Source organism: gamma proteobacterium SS-5, assembly GCA_009497875.2.
GTDB classification, from domain to species: Bacteria; Pseudomonadota; Gammaproteobacteria; order Chromatiales; family Chromatiaceae; genus Magnetovirga; species Magnetovirga frankeli.
Window position 1 is genome coordinate 2369429 of sequence record CP032508.2, and the last position, 15138, is coordinate 2384566.

General features: G+C 63.2%; 12 protein-coding genes. 10 read left to right on the forward strand and 2 right to left on the reverse strand.

Annotated elements, in window-relative coordinates:
- Both D5125_16005 and D5125_16010 read left to right on the forward strand, forming a co-directional pair.
- Positions 1-972 carry an OmpA family protein gene (locus tag D5125_16005; GenBank protein ID QFY90837.1) on the forward strand — a complete coding sequence of 324 codons (972 nt, stop codon included), beginning with the start codon at positions 1-3 and terminating at the stop codon, positions 970-972.
- A 119-nt stretch (positions 973-1091) separates the two neighbouring features.
- Positions 1092-1685, forward strand: coding sequence for a PilZ domain-containing protein (locus D5125_16010; GenBank protein ID QFY90838.1), 594 nt, complete (start codon positions 1092-1094; stop codon positions 1683-1685).
- Positions 1686-1883: 198 nt separating this feature from the next.
- Here the strand turns inward: D5125_16010 and D5125_16015 are convergent, their stop codons facing one another.
- The gene (locus D5125_16015) at positions 1884-5255 is read right to left on the reverse strand and encodes an EAL domain-containing protein (GenBank protein QFY90839.1); all 3372 of its coding nucleotides are present in this window, start codon (positions 5253-5255) and stop codon (positions 1884-1886) included.
- Positions 5256-5434: 179 nt separating this feature from the next.
- Between D5125_16015 and aroA the strand changes: the two genes are divergently transcribed.
- The 8 genes from aroA (at position 5435) to pabB (ending at position 13475) form a co-directional block, all read left to right on the forward strand.
- Entirely contained in the window at positions 5435-6751 is a 1317-nt protein-coding gene (gene aroA / locus D5125_16020) for a 3-phosphoshikimate 1-carboxyvinyltransferase (GenBank protein QFY90840.1), read from the forward strand.
- Positions 6752-7429 (forward strand): (d)CMP kinase, encoded by a 678-nt coding sequence (locus D5125_16025; protein ID QFY90841.1) that lies wholly within the window; start codon positions 6752-6754, stop codon positions 7427-7429.
- Positions 7430-7547: 118 nt separating this feature from the next.
- Positions 7548-9224, forward strand: a complete 1677-nt coding sequence (rpsA, locus tag D5125_16030) for a 30S ribosomal protein S1 (protein ID QFY90842.1) — start codon at positions 7548-7550, stop codon at positions 9222-9224.
- Between the two features lie 57 nt (positions 9225-9281).
- Positions 9282-9572 carry an integration host factor subunit beta gene (locus tag D5125_16035; GenBank protein ID QFY90843.1) on the forward strand — a complete coding sequence of 97 codons (291 nt, stop codon included), beginning with the start codon at positions 9282-9284 and terminating at the stop codon, positions 9570-9572.
- A 60-nt stretch (positions 9573-9632) separates the two neighbouring features.
- Positions 9633-9836, forward strand: coding sequence for a hypothetical protein (locus D5125_16040; protein ID QFY90844.1), 204 nt, complete (start codon positions 9633-9635; stop codon positions 9834-9836).
- A gap of 461 nt (positions 9837-10297) precedes the next feature.
- Positions 10298-11110 carry a carboxy-S-adenosyl-L-methionine synthase CmoA gene (gene cmoA / locus D5125_16045; protein QFY90845.1) on the forward strand — a complete coding sequence of 271 codons (813 nt, stop codon included), beginning with the start codon at positions 10298-10300 and terminating at the stop codon, positions 11108-11110.
- 32 nt (positions 11111-11142) lie between these two features.
- Positions 11143-12108 carry a tRNA 5-methoxyuridine(34)/uridine 5-oxyacetic acid(34) synthase CmoB gene (gene cmoB, locus D5125_16050; protein QFY90846.1) on the forward strand — a complete coding sequence of 322 codons (966 nt, stop codon included), beginning with the start codon at positions 11143-11145 and terminating at the stop codon, positions 12106-12108.
- Positions 12105-13475, forward strand: coding sequence for an aminodeoxychorismate synthase component I (gene pabB, locus D5125_16055; GenBank protein ID QFY90847.1), 1371 nt, complete (start codon positions 12105-12107; stop codon positions 13473-13475). Before cmoB ends, pabB begins: the two co-directional genes overlap by 4 nt.
- Positions 13476-13824: 349 nt before the next feature.
- Here pabB and bioA read toward each other — a convergent pair whose 3' ends face one another.
- Positions 13825-15135 (reverse strand): adenosylmethionine--8-amino-7-oxononanoate transaminase, encoded by a 1311-nt coding sequence (gene bioA / locus D5125_16060; protein ID QFY90848.1) that lies wholly within the window; start codon positions 15133-15135, stop codon positions 13825-13827.
- Positions 15136-15138 lie beyond the last annotated feature (3 nt).

Sequence of the window (15138 nt, forward strand, 5' to 3'; positions counted from 1 at the left end):
GTGGAAGAGGAAGACTGCCCCAAATGCGAGGAAGGCTCGCCGGCCTGGATGGCCACCTTTGCCGATCTAATGTCCCTGCTGATGTGCTTTTTCGTGCTGCTGCTGTCCTTTGCCACCCTGGATCAGATCCGCTTCAAGAAGATGGCCGAGACCCTCAAGGATGCCTTTGGCGTACAGCGTGAGATCCCGGCATCGGAGGTGGTCAAGGGGGTCAGCGTGATCAAGCAGGAGTTCTCCCCCTCCACCATTCCCGAGCCGTCGCAGATCGATGAGATCCGCCAGATCACCCAGGATGAACGCCAGGAGCTAAAGGTAGAGGAGCAGTTCACCAAGGAGGAATCCAGGCAGGACGGCAAGGATGAACAGCTCGGCGACAAGACCCAGGAGAAGACCCAGGATGCCGTTGCCCAGCAGCAGACGCAGGTGGACCCCCTGCAGACCCAGCTGGAGGCGGCGCGCCAGCGTATCCTGGCGGAGGTGGAGGCGGATGCCGAGTACATCAAGAAGCTGCTGCAAAACGAGGTGGAGCAGGGCGCTATCGTGGTGGAGACCAAGGAGGCGAATATCATCATTCGGATCAAAGAGCGGGCCTCCTTCCCGTCGGGTCAGGCGGAGCTGAATCAGGGCTTTCTGGATGTCATCGACCGCATCAGCGTGGCGCTGGTATCCATGCCTGGCCGCATCGTGGTTGCTGGACATACCGACAGCATACCTATCTCCAACGCCCGTTTTCGCTCCAACTGGGAGCTGTCCGCCTCCCGCGCCGTATCCGTGGTGCATGAGATCCTGCGCAACGGCAGCATAGACGCCAGTCGGCTGGTGGTGGAGGGACGGGCCGATACCGTACCCCTGGCACCCAACGACAACCCCATGGATCGGGCCGAAAATCGCCGCGTGGAGATCGTCATCTCCCGTGGCGAGGATATACTGCAAGGCATGCGCGGCCTGATCCGCAATACCCCCAGACCCTGATTGCCGGGCAGGGCAAAAAAGCATTTAGCCACGGAACCACAGAGCAGACAGAGAATAATCATCAGCGATCTCTGTGTCTCTGTGGCCCCTGGGAACTCACCGCTGAATTCAGGACCACCATGGATACCGACGAAAATCGCCGCACCTTCTTTCGCATCGAAGACAGGCTGCAGATCAGCTACAAGCGGATTGGCCCCGATGAGCTATCCGAGTTGGTCGATAAGCTGTATCGGGATGAGTTGGACCACTTCTCGGTGGCCAGCGAGATCATGGCCCTGCGTACCGAGGCCGCCCCCCTGATGCGTCAGATCAGCAGCCAGTCAGCGGATATCGCCAATTACCTCAGCTCCCTTGACCAGCGTTTGGAGTTGCTTGCCCGCACGGTCGCTGCCAGGGACAGCGACCTCACCGAACACCCGCCCAGGGACTGCAATCTCAGCGCCAGCGGCATCGCCATCGGCGTGGACCAACCCCTGCAGGCGGGCGAGATGCTGGAGGTGAGCCTGTTGCTGCTGCCCTCCTACGCCGGGGTGCGGGCCATCGCCGAGGTGGTGGACTGCACCCCCAGCACGGCGCAGCAGACCGAGGCCGCCTATCAGCTGCGACTGAACTTCAGCCACATGCGCGAGAAGGACCGGGACCTGTTGATCAAGCACATCATCCAGCGCCAGGGCGAGATGCTGCGCAAACGCCGCGAGGATCAATACAGCTGACCGGGAGACCTTGGCAGGGTGGCGTTGATCGCGTTGCAACTGGGTCGAAGCATCGCGTGACAGCCTGTACCCCTGTCCGGACTGTGTCCAGCTGCGCAAGGTACATGAAACCCCCAGGATTTACCCCGGTTCCGCTGCGCCCCATCCGGGCTACACTCAGCTGACGGCTGACGGCTGACGGCTGACGGCTGACGGCTTTCAATGGCAATGCCCGCCGATGGCCTCGAACAGGCTGCAGCAGACCGAGGGGTTGTCTCGGTACCACTCGAACACCCCCCGCGCCGGGTCCTGTTGCGCTTGCAGGCGGGCGGTGGCGGAGAGCTGGGAGTCGCCGAGGCGGCGAAAGCCCATGCTCCAATCCATGAACAGGCGCTCCTGGATCGAACCCTCGGCGAGCAGGCGGACCTCGCTGTGGCGGTGATCTGCGGCGATGCGCCGGTACAGCTCCTGGACCTTGGAGCCCTGCCCCTCCAGGTACTGCATGCAGGCCCCGTCGAGCAGGATCATGTAGCCGGTGACGCCCAGCTTGCGGTTGGCCTGCACCGCGTGATCGGCTATGCCCTGAAAGGCCAGTGTGTCAAGATCGGGGGAGGGGCGGCTGATGTAGAGGATGAAGCGCAGGGGCTCCTCGTCGGGTTCCAGGCTGTGCTCCCGCTCGGCCAGCAGCTGGCTGAGGTCGGCTTCGCTCATGGGGCGGTGGAAGTAATAGCCCTGGATGTAGTGGATGCCATAGGCCCGCACCAGATTGCGCTGGGCCTCGGTCTCCACACCCTCGGCCACCAGCTGCATCTTCAGGCCCCGGCCCATGCGGCTGATGGCGGCCACCACCGCCTGATTCTCCTGGCTGTGCTCCAGCTGGTCGATAAAGGCGCGGTCGATCTTCAGGCTGTGGGCGCGCAGGTTGAGTAGCTGGGCGAGGGAGGAGTAGCCGGTGCCGAAGTCGTCCACCGCCAGGCGCAGGCCCATGTCGGTAAAGCGCTCCAGCATCACCCGATTGCTGCCTACATCGGCCATCAGCGAGGTCTCGGTGATCTCCAGCACCAGATTTTGCGGCCTGGCGCCGGTGCGCTTGAGGATCGCCTGAAAGCTCTCCACCAGCTCCTCATCGAGCATCTGCCGGGTGGAGAGGTTGACCGTGATGTAGGGGCTGAAAGCGCCAAAGCGCTGGCGCAGGCGGCGCTCGGCGAGGCAGGCCTGCTCAAACACCCAGCGGCCGATGCCGATGATGATGTTGCTGGTCTCCGCCACCGGGATGAACAGGGCGGGGGAGATGGGCCCCTTGGGCGAGTGCCAGCGCAGCAGCATCTCGGCACCCCGGATACTGCCGCTGTCGCTGCCAACTATGGGTTGCAGCACCACCTGAAATTCCCCCTGTTCCAGGGCGCGGCGCAGCCCGGCGGCGATTTCCAGGCGTTGGCTGGTCTCCTGCTGCACCGCCTGGCTGAAGAACTGCCAGCCATCGCGGCCCTTTTGTTTGACCGCGTACATGGCGGTGTCGGCATGGCGCAACAGGTCATCGGCGGTGTGGGTGGTGGCGTGACCCACGGCGATGCCGATGCTGGCGCTGACCGACAGCTCGGCCTGGCGGTAATGCACCACCCGGCGCGAGGCCTCGCTCAGGCGCTGGGCGATCTGGGCGACCTGGTCCGCCTCCTCGATGCCCTCACAGAGGGCAACAAATTCATCACCCGCCAGTCGGCCCAGGGTGTCACCCGGTCGCAGGCTCTGCATCAGGCGCTCGGCCAGGGTGGTGAGCAGGACGTCACCCGCCTCGTGGCCGTAGCTGTCGTTGACCTGCTTGAAGCCATCCAGATCGATGAATAGCAGGGCGACATTGGTATCCCGGCGGCGGCCACGCTCCAGGGCGTGCTGCAGGCGCTCCATGATCAGGGCGCGGTTGGGCAGGCCGGTGAGCACGTCATGGCTGGCCTGCCAGGCCAGCTCCTCCTGGGCCTCCTTGACCTGGGTCAGGTCGCGAATGGTGGCCACCAGCACCCAGCCGTTCTCGCCACGAAACTTGGCGATGGAGGCCTCCATGGGGAAATAGCTGCCGTCCTTGCGGTAGCCGGAGATCTCGGCGCGCTGATTCATCCGCCGCTGGGTCTCCGGACCTTCAAGAAAGTGGCGCATCATCTCGCTGTGGCGGGCGCGAAACTGGGGCGGCAGCAGCTGATTGACCGACAGCCCCACCAGCTCGCTTTCGCTGTAGCCAAACAGCTCGCAGGCACCGCTGTTGACCTCGGTGATCTGGCCGTCGGCATCGGTGGCGATCACCGCCACATCGGCAATGGAGAGGATCTTGCCCGCCTCGCCACCGCGCTGCTGGTTGATGGCCGCCTCCGTGGCAAACAGCGCCGCCGCCTCAGGGGAATCGCTACCGCTGCTAAAAAAGGCGCGGCGGAAGGCATCCCGGTACAGCGGTGGAATCTCCGGGGCGAGGCTGCCAAAGCGCTGGATGATCTCGAATTGGCCCGCAGCGGTGCAGCGGGAGAGATAGCTGTTGACCTCGGCATGGTGGGTCAGGGGGTCCATGCGCACCCGCCCCTGGGGTGCCTGTATCTCGATCCGCTCCAGGGCTTGCACCAGGGCTTCGGCATCCAGGCTGCCGCTCTGGCGCACCGCCTCGGCAAAGGCCTGCACGCAGACATAGGTGCCCTCGCCAAAATTGGTCAGCACGCCGTTGCCCTCGGGCCAGATGCCGTTCACCTCCGGCAGTTGCGCCAGCTGCCGCAGATAGGCCCGGTTCTCGGCGCTGTCGATGGACATGAAATAGGTGTTGCTGGAGTAGAGCCCCTCGCGCACCTGCTCGCTGAGGTGGGAGACCATGACCTCGTCATAATGGCCCATGACCACCGCCATGCGCTGCTTCAGGCCCATCTCGGTGAAGCGGTTGAGCAGGTTGATCTGGTCGATGCCGGCAAAGTAGGGCACGAAGACATCGGCGCCGGAGCGGGCGACGCCGTCGAGCATCCAGTTAATCTCATCCAGGCTGGTGCCTATGGGCAGGTACTGCTCGCCTACCACCTCGCCACCCAGGGGCAGCAGGGCGCGCTTGGCGGCGTCGATGGAGCCGCGGGGCCACTCGTAGTTGTTGCCGGCAAAGTAGAACTTGGGGCCGAACTTGTCCGCCATGTAGGGGATCATGCGCTCGATCTGCTGATTCGGCAGGGCGGCGAAGTGGAAGAAATAGCGCCCGGCGATGCTGCCCTCATAGAAGGAGAAGTTGAGGTAGGGGATCTGGCGCACCTCTGCCACCTCGCTGGCCACGGCGATGCGCGAGTTGGACAGCAGGTTGCCGATGATGGCGCTGCAGCCGTGCTCATCCACCAGACGTTTGGCCGCAGGCACGGCGGTCTCCGGCAGACTGCCGTCGTCCTCGATGATCAGCTGCAGCGGGCGGCCGAGCAGGCCGCCGGCGCGGTTGATCTGATCCACGGCGATGCGCGCCGCCCAGCTGATCTCCTGACCGTAAATCTGCACCAGCCCGCTAAGCGGCGGCATCAGGCCCAGGCGGATGGGGTTTTCGGCGTCTGACACAAGGTGGCTCCGGCAACGGGGGGTGCCGGGCATTCTAACGGAAGACGGGGGGCAGGGGACAGCGTGAAGACCTTGGTTGGGCTGTTCACCTCGACGGCATGGCGGCCACGGGCCGCCCTATGCGCCACGGGCTACGGCTGAAGGCTGGCGGCTGACCGCTGAAGGTGGCAAACTGCGCCGCATCAGCCTTTAATCCGTGCAGGAGTTTCGCCGTGAGCCATGCCACTTCCCTTGAATTTCATCTGCAACCCGGCGGTGGCCTGCAGGGCCGTCTGCGCGTGCCGGGGGATAAGTCCATTTCCCACCGCGCCATCATGCTCGGCGCCCTGGCCGAGGGCAGCACCCAGATCAGCGGCTTTCTGGAGGGCGAGGACAGTCTGGCCACCCTCAAGGCCTTCCGCCAGATGGGGGTGGATATTCAAGGCCCGCAGCAGGGTAGGGTGCGTATTCAGGGCCTGGGCATGAATGGCCTCTGTAGCCCCGATGCCCCCTTGGATTTGGGCAACTCCGGCACCTCCATGCGTCTGCTGTCTGGTCTGCTGGCCGGGCAGGGCTTTGAGGTCACCCTGGTGGGGGATGATTCCCTGTCCAAGCGGCCCATGCAGCGGGTCACCGAGCCCCTGGCGCTGATGGGGGCCGAGATCAACAGCACCCCCAAGGGCACGGCGCCCCTGGTGATCCGTCCGGTGGATGGGCTGCGCGGTCTGGATTATGCCCTGCCCATGGCCAGCGCCCAGGTCAAGTCCTGTCTGCTGCTGGCCGGACTCTATGCCGATGGCGAGACCTGCGTCACCGAACCGGTACCTACGCGGGATCACACCGAGCGTATGCTGCGCAGCTTTGGCTATGAGGTGCGGCAAGCGGGGCGGCGCGTTTGTCTCAGCGGGGGTGGGCGGCTCAAGGCCTGTGCTATCGATGTGCCGGCGGACATCTCCTCGGCCGCCTTCTTTTTGGTCGGCGCCAGCATAGCGCCGGGCTCGGACCTGATCCTGGAGCACGTCGGCGTCAATCCGACCCGGGATGGGGTGATCAATATCCTGCGTCTGATGGGGGCGGATATCGAACTGCTCAACCCGCGTGACGTGGGCGGCGAGCCGGTGGCCGATCTGCGCGTGCGCTCGGCGCCGCTGAAGGGCATTCGCATCCCCGAAAATCAGGTGCCCCTGGCAATCGACGAGTTCCCTGCGCTGTTTATTGCCGCCGCCTGCGCCGAGGGCGAGACCCTGCTCACCGGCGCCGAGGAGCTGCGGGTAAAGGAAAGTGACCGCATTCAGGTGATGGCCGATGGCCTGCAGACCCTGGGCATAGAGGCCCAGCCGACGGTCGATGGTATGCGCATTCGTGGCGGCCAGCTGGGTGCTGGCCGCATCCAGAGCCAGGGCGATCACCGCATCGCCATGGCCTTTGCCCTGGCCGCCCTGCGTGCCAGTGGCGAGATCCAGATAGCCGACTGTGCCAACGTGAACACATCCTTTCCCGGCTTTGTCGGCCTGGCTGCAGGGGTTGGGCTGAATATCGCGGAGGTTTAGATGAATAACGGCACGCCCATCATCACCATCGACGGCCCCAGCGGCTCGGGCAAGGGCACCATTGCTAAGCTCCTGGCCGAGCGGCTGGGCTGGCATCTGCTGGATAGCGGCGCCCTGTACCGGGTGGTCGGCCTGCTGGCGCGGCGCCAGGGGATATCCGAGGACGCGGCGGAGCAACTGGCCGCCCTGGCCCGGGAGATGCCGTTGCGCTTCGATGCCGAGGGGCGGGCGTTGCTGGCCGACGAGGATGTGAGCCTGGAGATTCGCAGCGAAACGGCCGGCAATCAGGCCTCCAAGGTGGCCGCCGTGCCCGCCGTGCGTCAGGCCCTGCTGGATTGGCAGCGTGGCTACGCCCGCCCGCCAGGGCTGGTGGCAGATGGCCGTGACATGGGCTCGGTGGTGTTTCCCAACGCCGAAATCAAGGTGTTTTTGACCGCCAGCGCCGAGGAGCGCGCAAATAGACGGTATAAGCAGTTGATAGAAAAGGGGTTGGATGTTAATGTTGCCGACCTTGCTGCAGACATACGCGAACGCGATGAGCGTGACCGTAACCGGAGCCTGGCCCCACTCGTAGCGCCCGTCGCAGCGCTGGAGCTGGATTCCACCCATCTGAGCATAGAGCAAGTCGTGCAGCAGGTACTGGAGCGGGTCGCGCAGACCTTTCCTGATCTGCTGTAATAAGGGCCTGCAAGCCCTTGAATTAGTTGACCGGCCATGGCCGGTTGTTTTTATTAACCCTGAACCGTCAAGCCCTTGCGGGTGAGACGTGCGGCACTCCACTAGGAATCCTTCTCACATGTCCGAAAGTTTTGCACAACTGCTTGAAGAAAGCCTTGCCAACACCCAACTGCGTCCCGGCTCCATCGTTACCGGTACCGTGGTGGCCATCGACAGCGAAAACGTCATCGTCAACGCCGGCCTCAAATCCGAGGGTGTCATCTCCAAAGATCAATTCCTCAATGCCGATGGCGAGCTGGAAGTCGCCGTCGGTGATCAGATCGAAGTGGCCCTGGATGCCGTCGAGGACGGCTTCGGTGCCACCCGCCTGTCGCGCGAAAAGGCCAAGCGTCACCACGCCTGGCTGGAGCTGGACAAGGCCTTCGAGGACGAGGAAATAGTCACCGGCCGCATCAATGGCAAGGTCAAGGGCGGTTTCACCGTCGAACTGGGCGAGATCCGCGCCTTCCTGCCCGGCTCCCTGGTGGATGTGCGCCCGGTGCGCGACACCGCCTACCTGGAAGGCAAGGAACTGGAGTTCAAGGTCATCAAGCTTGACCAGAAGCGCAACAACGTAGTGGTATCCCGCCGCGCCGTGGTGGAGCAGGAGTACAGCGAAGAGCGCGAAAAGCTGCTGGAAAACCTGCAGGAAGGCCAGGAGGTCGCCGGCGTGGTGAAGAACCTCACCGATTACGGTGCCTTCGTCGATCTGGGCGGCATCGACGGCCTGCTGCACATCACCGACATGGCCTGGAAGCGGGTCAAGCATCCCTCTGAAGTGGTTGAAATCGGTGACGAAATACAGGTCAAGGTGCTCAAGTTTGACCGCGAGCGCAACCGCGTCTCCCTGGGTCTCAAGCAGCTGGGTGACGATCCCTGGATCAACATCGCCCGCCGTTACCCGGAACACACCCGCATGTTCGGCAAGGTCACCAACATCGCCGACTACGGCTGCTTCGTCGAGATTGAAGAAGGCGTCGAAGGCCTGGTACACGTCTCCGAAATGGACTGGACCAACAAGAACATCCATCCCTCCAAGGTCGTCAGCCTGGGCGATGAGGTGGAGGTCATGGTGCTGGACATCGACGAAGAGCGTCGCCGCATCTCCCTGGGCATGAAGCAGTGCCAGGAAAACCCCTGGGACGCCTTTGCCGGCAAGTTCAACAAGGGCGATCACATCAGCGGCAAGATCAAGTCCATCACCGACTTCGGCATCTTCATCGGCCTGGATGGCAACATCGACGGCCTGGTGCACCTGTCAGACATCTCGTGGGACGACACCGGCGAAGACGTCATCCGCAACTACAAGAAGGGCGACGAGATCGAGACCGTGGTACTGGCCGTCGATCCCGAGCGCGAGCGCATTTCCCTGGGCATCAAGCAGCTGGACAAGGACCCCTTCTCCAACTACATCGCCACCCACGGCAAGGGCAGCATAGTCACCGGCACGGTCAAGGAGGTGGACGCCAAGGGTGCCGTGATCACCCTGGAAGACACCATCGAGGGCTATGTGCGCGTGTCTGACATCTCCCGTGAACGGGTGGAGGATGCCCGCACCGAGCTGAAGGTGGGGGAGAGCATCGAGGCCAAGTTCATGGGCGTGGACCGCAAAAACCGCACTATCTCCCTGTCCGTCAAGGCCAAGGATCAGGACGAGGAAAGCGCCGTGATCAAGAAGTTCTCCAGTGATTCCCAGGCCGGCACCGCCACCCTGGGTGATCTGCTCAAGGCGCAGATGCAGCAAAACGAAGAATAAGACCGGATTTCGCCCACGGCAGAGGCTGTGGGCGAATTTTTAGAGGGCATGACATAGATGACAAAATCAGAACTCATAGATGTGATTTCGCGCAGCCAGAATCTTTTGGGATTCAAAGATGTGGAGCTGGCAGTGAAAGGGATTATAGAGCACATGAGCCAGGCCCTGGCCTCGGGTGAGCGGATCGAGATTCGCGGCTTCGGCAGCTTTTCGCTGCACTATCGGCCACCGCGTATCGGGCGTAATCCCAAGACCGGCGAGTCCGTGGCCCTGCCCGGTAAGTACGTTCCCCACTTCAAGCCCGGCAAGGAATTGCGTGACCGGGTTGATCTCGTGGATGGCCAGTGAAGTCCGCCTGCATTTGCCACCCGCCCTGCAAGCCGTGGTCAAACGCGGCTTTTTTTTGCCATGCAGCACTCCAAACGGGTTGAGTACAGCATCGAGCGCCTCTGCCACAAGGGCTGCAAGGCCGTGTGGGGGGTGATCCATGCCCTGGAACAGGGCCAGTCGCTGGAGGAAACCCAAGGGCTAAGCCCGGAAGAACTCAGCCTGGTACTGGCAGAACTCAAACAGATCATGGCGGTATATGAAGGCAGCTGCAGCACGGATTGAGGGGCCAGCCTTAGGGACGCAGAGGGCGCAGAGGAGACGCAGAGGACGCAGAGATTTCAAACAGTGAAATAACTCGGGCGCTGGCTCGGAGGTATAAAGTTGTAGCCCGGATGAAATGCAACGGGATCCGGGGTTGCCGCTGGTCTTAGTAGGGACGCAGAGGGCGCAAACGACTGCATGGATGCAGGAGGTAGAACGAAGCAGGATGCCAGAGTCGAGGAGACGCAAAGGACGCAGAGATTTCAAACAGTGAAATAACTCGGGTGCTGGCTCGGAGGTGTAAGGGTGTAGCCCACCAGGCGGGCGAGGCACGCCCTATGCCTCGCGGCAAGCCAACGCCAGACGAGGGCTGAGATACATGGGTAATCAGGATTAACGTTACAACCTTTGCGTTTACTTGGCGTTCTTTGCTATCCGGCTACGGCTTACGGCCATGCCCTCTAGGTTAATCTGTGACATCTGTGGTTAAACACCCCGCCAAGCCTGACCGCATCTATGCCGAACCCCTGGCCGAGGTGACCGACTTTGTGTTTGACGAGCGGGTGGCTGCGGTGTTTCCCGATATGATCAACCGTTCGGTGCCCGGCTATGCCACCATCATCCGCATGATTGGCCTGTTGGCCGCCGAGCGCGTGCCTGTGGGCGGGCGTTGCTATGACCTGGGCTGCTCCCTGGGTGCTGCGGCCTTGGCCATGTCCCGGGGCGGGGCAGGGCGGCAGATCGAGGTGATTGCGGTGGATAACTCAGCGGCCATGATTCGGCGTGCCGGTCAGTTGCTGCAAGAAGATCAGTCGGCGTCGAAAATACAGCTGCATTGCGCTGATATCCAGGACTTTCCCCTCAAGCCTGCGGCCATGGTGGTGCTCAATTTCACCCTGCAGTTCATCCCCCTGCCGAAGCGGGTCGAGTTGCTAGAGCGCATCCATCAGGCCCTGGACCCCGGTGGTCTGCTGCTGTTGTCGGAGAAGATCACCTTTGAGCAGGCCGAGTTTGAGCAGCTATTCAGCGCCATGCACCACCAGTTCAAACGCGATCAGGGCTACAGCCAGCTGGAGATCAGCCAAAAACGCACGGCCCTGGAGCGGGTCTTGCTGCCAGAGACCCTGCACAGCCACAGGCAACGCCTGCTGCAAGCGGGGTTCCGACAGGTAGAGACCTGGTTTCAATGCTTCAATTTTGTCTCTTTGATTGCACTTAAACCTAACAATCATGGGGCGAGCGGCGACACCCCGGAACATGAAACATCTCATGGCGGTTCCGGGACTCGGGATTAGCCACAGGGGTGGGCTTAACTGAGGAATTTAGATTGAATGACGGGTTTTTTATTCAGTCCGCTGCGGATACCCCACTGGCCCCCTTTGTCGGTGCCTTGCTGGACAGCGCCGCCCAGGCCTGGCGGCGGGGGCATGGTGACCTGCCGCGTTGGCAGGCGGCGATTGATAGCCTGCCGACCCTGAGCGCCGAACACATCGAGCTGGACCGGCCAACGGTCGGCGTCCAGGGCGCGCCGCTTGGGGCAGGGCAGCGGGAGGCCCTGCATCAGGCCTTGCAACAGCTGCATCCCTGGCGCAAGGGGCCCTTCCGGTTGCATGGTGTCACCATCGACAGCGAGTGGCGCTCCGACCTCAAGTGGGCGCGGGTGGCCCCCCACCTGGATGATCTGCGTGGGCGGCTGGTGCTGGATGTGGGCTGCGGCAACGGCTATTACGCCTGGCGTATGCTCGGTGCCGGGGCCAGACTGGTTCTGGGTATAGACCCCACTTTGCTGTTTATCAAGCAGTTTGAGGTGGTAGAGCACTTTCTTGGAAGCGGGCATCCGCTGTTTCTGCTGCCCCTGGGTATAGAGGATCTGCCCGCGCGCATGGGCCTGTTCGACACCCTGTTCAGCATGGGCGTGTTTTACCACCGCCGTTCGCCCTTTGATCACCTGCTGGAACTGCATGGGCTGCTGCGCCCTGGTGGCCAACTGGTGCTGGAGACCCTGCTCATCCCAGGCCAGGCCGGGGAGGTGCTGGTGCCCCAGGGGCGCTATGCCAAGATGCGCAATGTCTGGTTCATCCCCAGCGCCGCGACCCTGCTTGACTGGCTGCAACGGGCCGGTTTTCGACAGGCGCGCCTGCTGGAACAGACCCCGACGACCTCGCAGGAACAGCGTCGCACCGAATGGATGCGGTTTGAATCCCTGGCGGATTTTCTCGACCCCGAGCACCCCGGCCGTACCATCGAGGGCCATCCGGCCCCCATGCGTGGCCTGTTTCTGGCGCAAAAATGAGGCTACGCATCCAGCCCCTGGACTATCCCGAGGACGCGGCAGACCTGTTCGCCCCCTTCGCCGCCGAGCCTTGGGCGGTATTTCTCGATAGCGCCGGGCAGGACAGGTTCGACATCATCGCCGCCCGGCCCAGCCTGACCCTGACGACCTGGGGCCGAATCAGCCAAATCAGCCAGCTTGGCGGTCCTGCCGTTGTCCGTGAATCCCGCGACTCGCCCTTCGAGCTGTTGCGCTCCTGTCTGCCCCGGCCGCCCCTGGAGCCTGGCGAGCTGCCCTTGCCCGGCTGTCTGATTGGCTATTTTGGCTATGACCTGGCCCGTCCTCTGATGGGTCTGCCCGAGGGCGGCTCAGGGCATGGATTCCCGGACCTGGCCTTTGGCCGCTACGACTGGCTGATTCTGGTGGATCACCAGCAGCGCCGCGCCGAGTTGCGCGGCCATGCCCAGGCCCTGAGCGAGGCGCAATGGCAGGGCTTGCTCAGGCAATTGCAAGGCCCCCTGGCGCGAACCGGCGATGGCCCCCTGCGGGCCCTGGGGCAGATCCAGGCCAACCTGGACGAAACCGGTTATGCCCAGGCCTTTGCCGCCGTCCAGGGCTATATCCGTGAGGGGGATTGCTATCAGATCAATCTGGCGCGCCGCTTCCAGGCCCAGGTCAGGGGCGATGCCTGGCTGGCCTATAAACAGCTGCGAGGCTGCTCGCCGGCCCCTTTTGGGGCCTACCTCAACCTGCCCTGGGGGCAATTGTTGAGCAACTCCCCCGAGGCCTTTCTGCGGCTACGCGCCAACCGGGTCAGTACCAGCCCGATCAAGGGCACCCGACCACGCCGGGCCGAGGCCGAACAGGATAGGGCGGCGCTGGCCGAGTTAGAGGCCAGCGCCAAGGACCGTGCCGAGAACCTGATGATTGTCGATCTGCTGCGCAACGACCTGGGCCGCAGCTGCGCCTTTGGTTCGATCCGCGTGGATCGCTTATTTCGCCCCGCCAGCTTCGCCAATGTGCATCACCTGGTCAGCGATATCAGCGGCCGCCTGCGCCCCGGCGAGGATGCCCTGAGCCTGATGGCCAACTGCTTCCCTGGCGGCTCCATCACCGGCGCGCCCAAGCGGCGGGCGATGCAGATCATCGCTCAGCTGGAACCCGCCCGGCGCGGCCCCTACTGCGGCAGCCTGGCCTATCTGGGACCAGACGGCAGCATGACCTCCAATATCCTCATCCGCAGCCTGCTGCGCCAGGGCGAGCAGGCCTGGTTCTGGGCCGGCGGCGGCCTGGTGGCGGACTCCCTGCTGGCCGATGAGCTGGCCGAGACCGAGCAAAAGGCATCGATACTGAAGCGGCTGTTGCTTGGCGAATTGCAACCCGGTTAACCTGGGGAGCAGCAGCCAAGCCACAAACCCATCCTGACGGCGCAAAGCCGCCAGCCATCAGCTGCCAGCCGGGTGTAGCCCGGAAGGGCGCAGCGGAATCCGGGGTTAATGCTGGGTGGGCGTGCCAGGCAAACAGACTGATAACTCCTCGCTCCCTCTTACCTTCAAGGAGAGTGACTCACCCCCACCTTTTTGCAAAGGGGGAGGCCAACTCCCCCCCCTTTTTCAAAGGGGGAAGCCAACTTTCCCCCTTTTACAAAGGGGAAGGCCAACTCTCTACCCAATAAGCTCCCTTCGGTTACGGGCAAAAAACCGGTCGTCAAGGGCTGAGACGGTCTCGACAGCTGTTCTACCTCCTGTATCCCTGCCCTGGCTCAGCGTTCAGGTAATCCTCCAGCACCTGGCAGACGGCCTGGGTGAGGAAGGTCAGATCCGTCTCCTGCATGATCAGCGGCGGCATCAGATAGACCAGCCTGCCGAAGGGGCGTACCCAGACCCCGGCCTCGACCAGGGCGGGCTGGATTCGGCGCATATCCACTGGCTGCTCCAATTCCACCACGCCAATGGCACCCAGTACCCGCACCTCGCGCACCCCTGCCAGCTGGCAGCAAGGGGCCAGGCCCTGTTGCAGGCCCTGTTCGATGCACGCTACCCGCTGCTGCCAGGGGGATTCCAGCAGCAGATCGATGCTGGCATTGGCCAGGGCGCAGGCCAGGGGGTTGGCCATGAAGGTAGGGCCGTGCATGAACAGCCCCGGTTCACCCTGACCGATCACCTGACTGACCTCAGTGCTGGTCAACACCGCCGCCAGGGTCAGGTAGCCGCCGGTGAGGGCCTTGCCCAGGCAGAGGATATCCGGGCAGACAGCGGCGTGTTCCAGGGCAAACAGCCGACCGGTGCGGCCAAAACCGGTGGCGATTTCGTCAAAGATCAGCAGCACCTGATGCCGGTCACACAGGCGGCGCAGGTGAACCAGGTAATCCGCCGAGTAGAAGCGCATGCCGCCGGCCCCCTGCACCACGGGCTCGATGATCACGGCCGCAATCTCATGGCCGTGCCGCTGCAGGATCTCGGCCAGGGGGGCCAGATCGGCCTCATTGCAGACCTGACCGAAGGGACGCTGTGGGGCAGGGACGAAGAACTGCCGTGGCAGCACCCCATTGAACAGACTGTGCATGCCGTTGATCGGGTCGCATACCGACATGGCACCGAAGGTATCACCGTGGTAGCCGTTGCGTACGCTGAGAAAGCGCTGTTTCTGCCCCTGGCCACGGCTGTGCCAGTACTGGATCGCCATCTTCAGCGCCGCCTCCACCGAGACCGAGCCAGAATCGGCAAAGAATACCTTCTGCAGGGGTTCCGGGGTGAGCCGGATCAGGCGCTCGGCCAGGCCCACGGCCGGGGCATGGGTGAGGCCGCCGAACATGATGTGGGCCATGTGGCCAAGCTGATCGGTGATGGCCTGATTCAGGCGCGGGTGGTTGTAACCGTGGATCACGCACCACCAGGAGGCCATGCCGTCGATCAGTTCACGACCATCGGCAAGGCGCAGCCGCACTCCCTGGGCCGAGACCACGGGAAACACCGGCAGACCACTACCGATGGCGCTGTAGGGGTGCCAGATGTGTTCGGCGTCAAAGGCCAGTAGTTTGTCTGTCATCGG

What these genes read in the sequence shown, in the direction of transcription:
- rpsA (QFY90842.1), top strand. Translation starts at nt 7,548, where the DNA reads ATGTCCGAAAGTTTTGCACAACTGCTTGAAGAAAGCCTTGCCAACACC.
- D5125_16010 (QFY90838.1), top strand. Translation starts at nt 1,092, where the DNA reads ATGGATACCGACGAAAATCGCCGCACCTTCTTTCGCATCGAAGACAGG.
- D5125_16025 (QFY90841.1), top strand. Translation starts at nt 6,752, where the DNA reads ATGAATAACGGCACGCCCATCATCACCATCGACGGCCCCAGCGGCTCG.
- pabB (QFY90847.1), top strand. Translation starts at nt 12,105, where the DNA reads ATGAGGCTACGCATCCAGCCCCTGGACTATCCCGAGGACGCGGCAGAC.
- D5125_16040 (QFY90844.1), top strand. Translation starts at nt 9,633, where the DNA reads ATGCAGCACTCCAAACGGGTTGAGTACAGCATCGAGCGCCTCTGCCAC.
- bioA (QFY90848.1), bottom strand. Translation starts at nt 15,135, where the DNA reads ATGACAGACAAACTACTGGCCTTTGACGCCGAACACATCTGGCACCCC.
- D5125_16035 (QFY90843.1), top strand. Translation starts at nt 9,282, where the DNA reads ATGACAAAATCAGAACTCATAGATGTGATTTCGCGCAGCCAGAATCTT.
- D5125_16015 (QFY90839.1), bottom strand. Translation starts at nt 5,255, where the DNA reads ATGCCCGGCACCCCCCGTTGCCGGAGCCACCTTGTGTCAGACGCCGAA.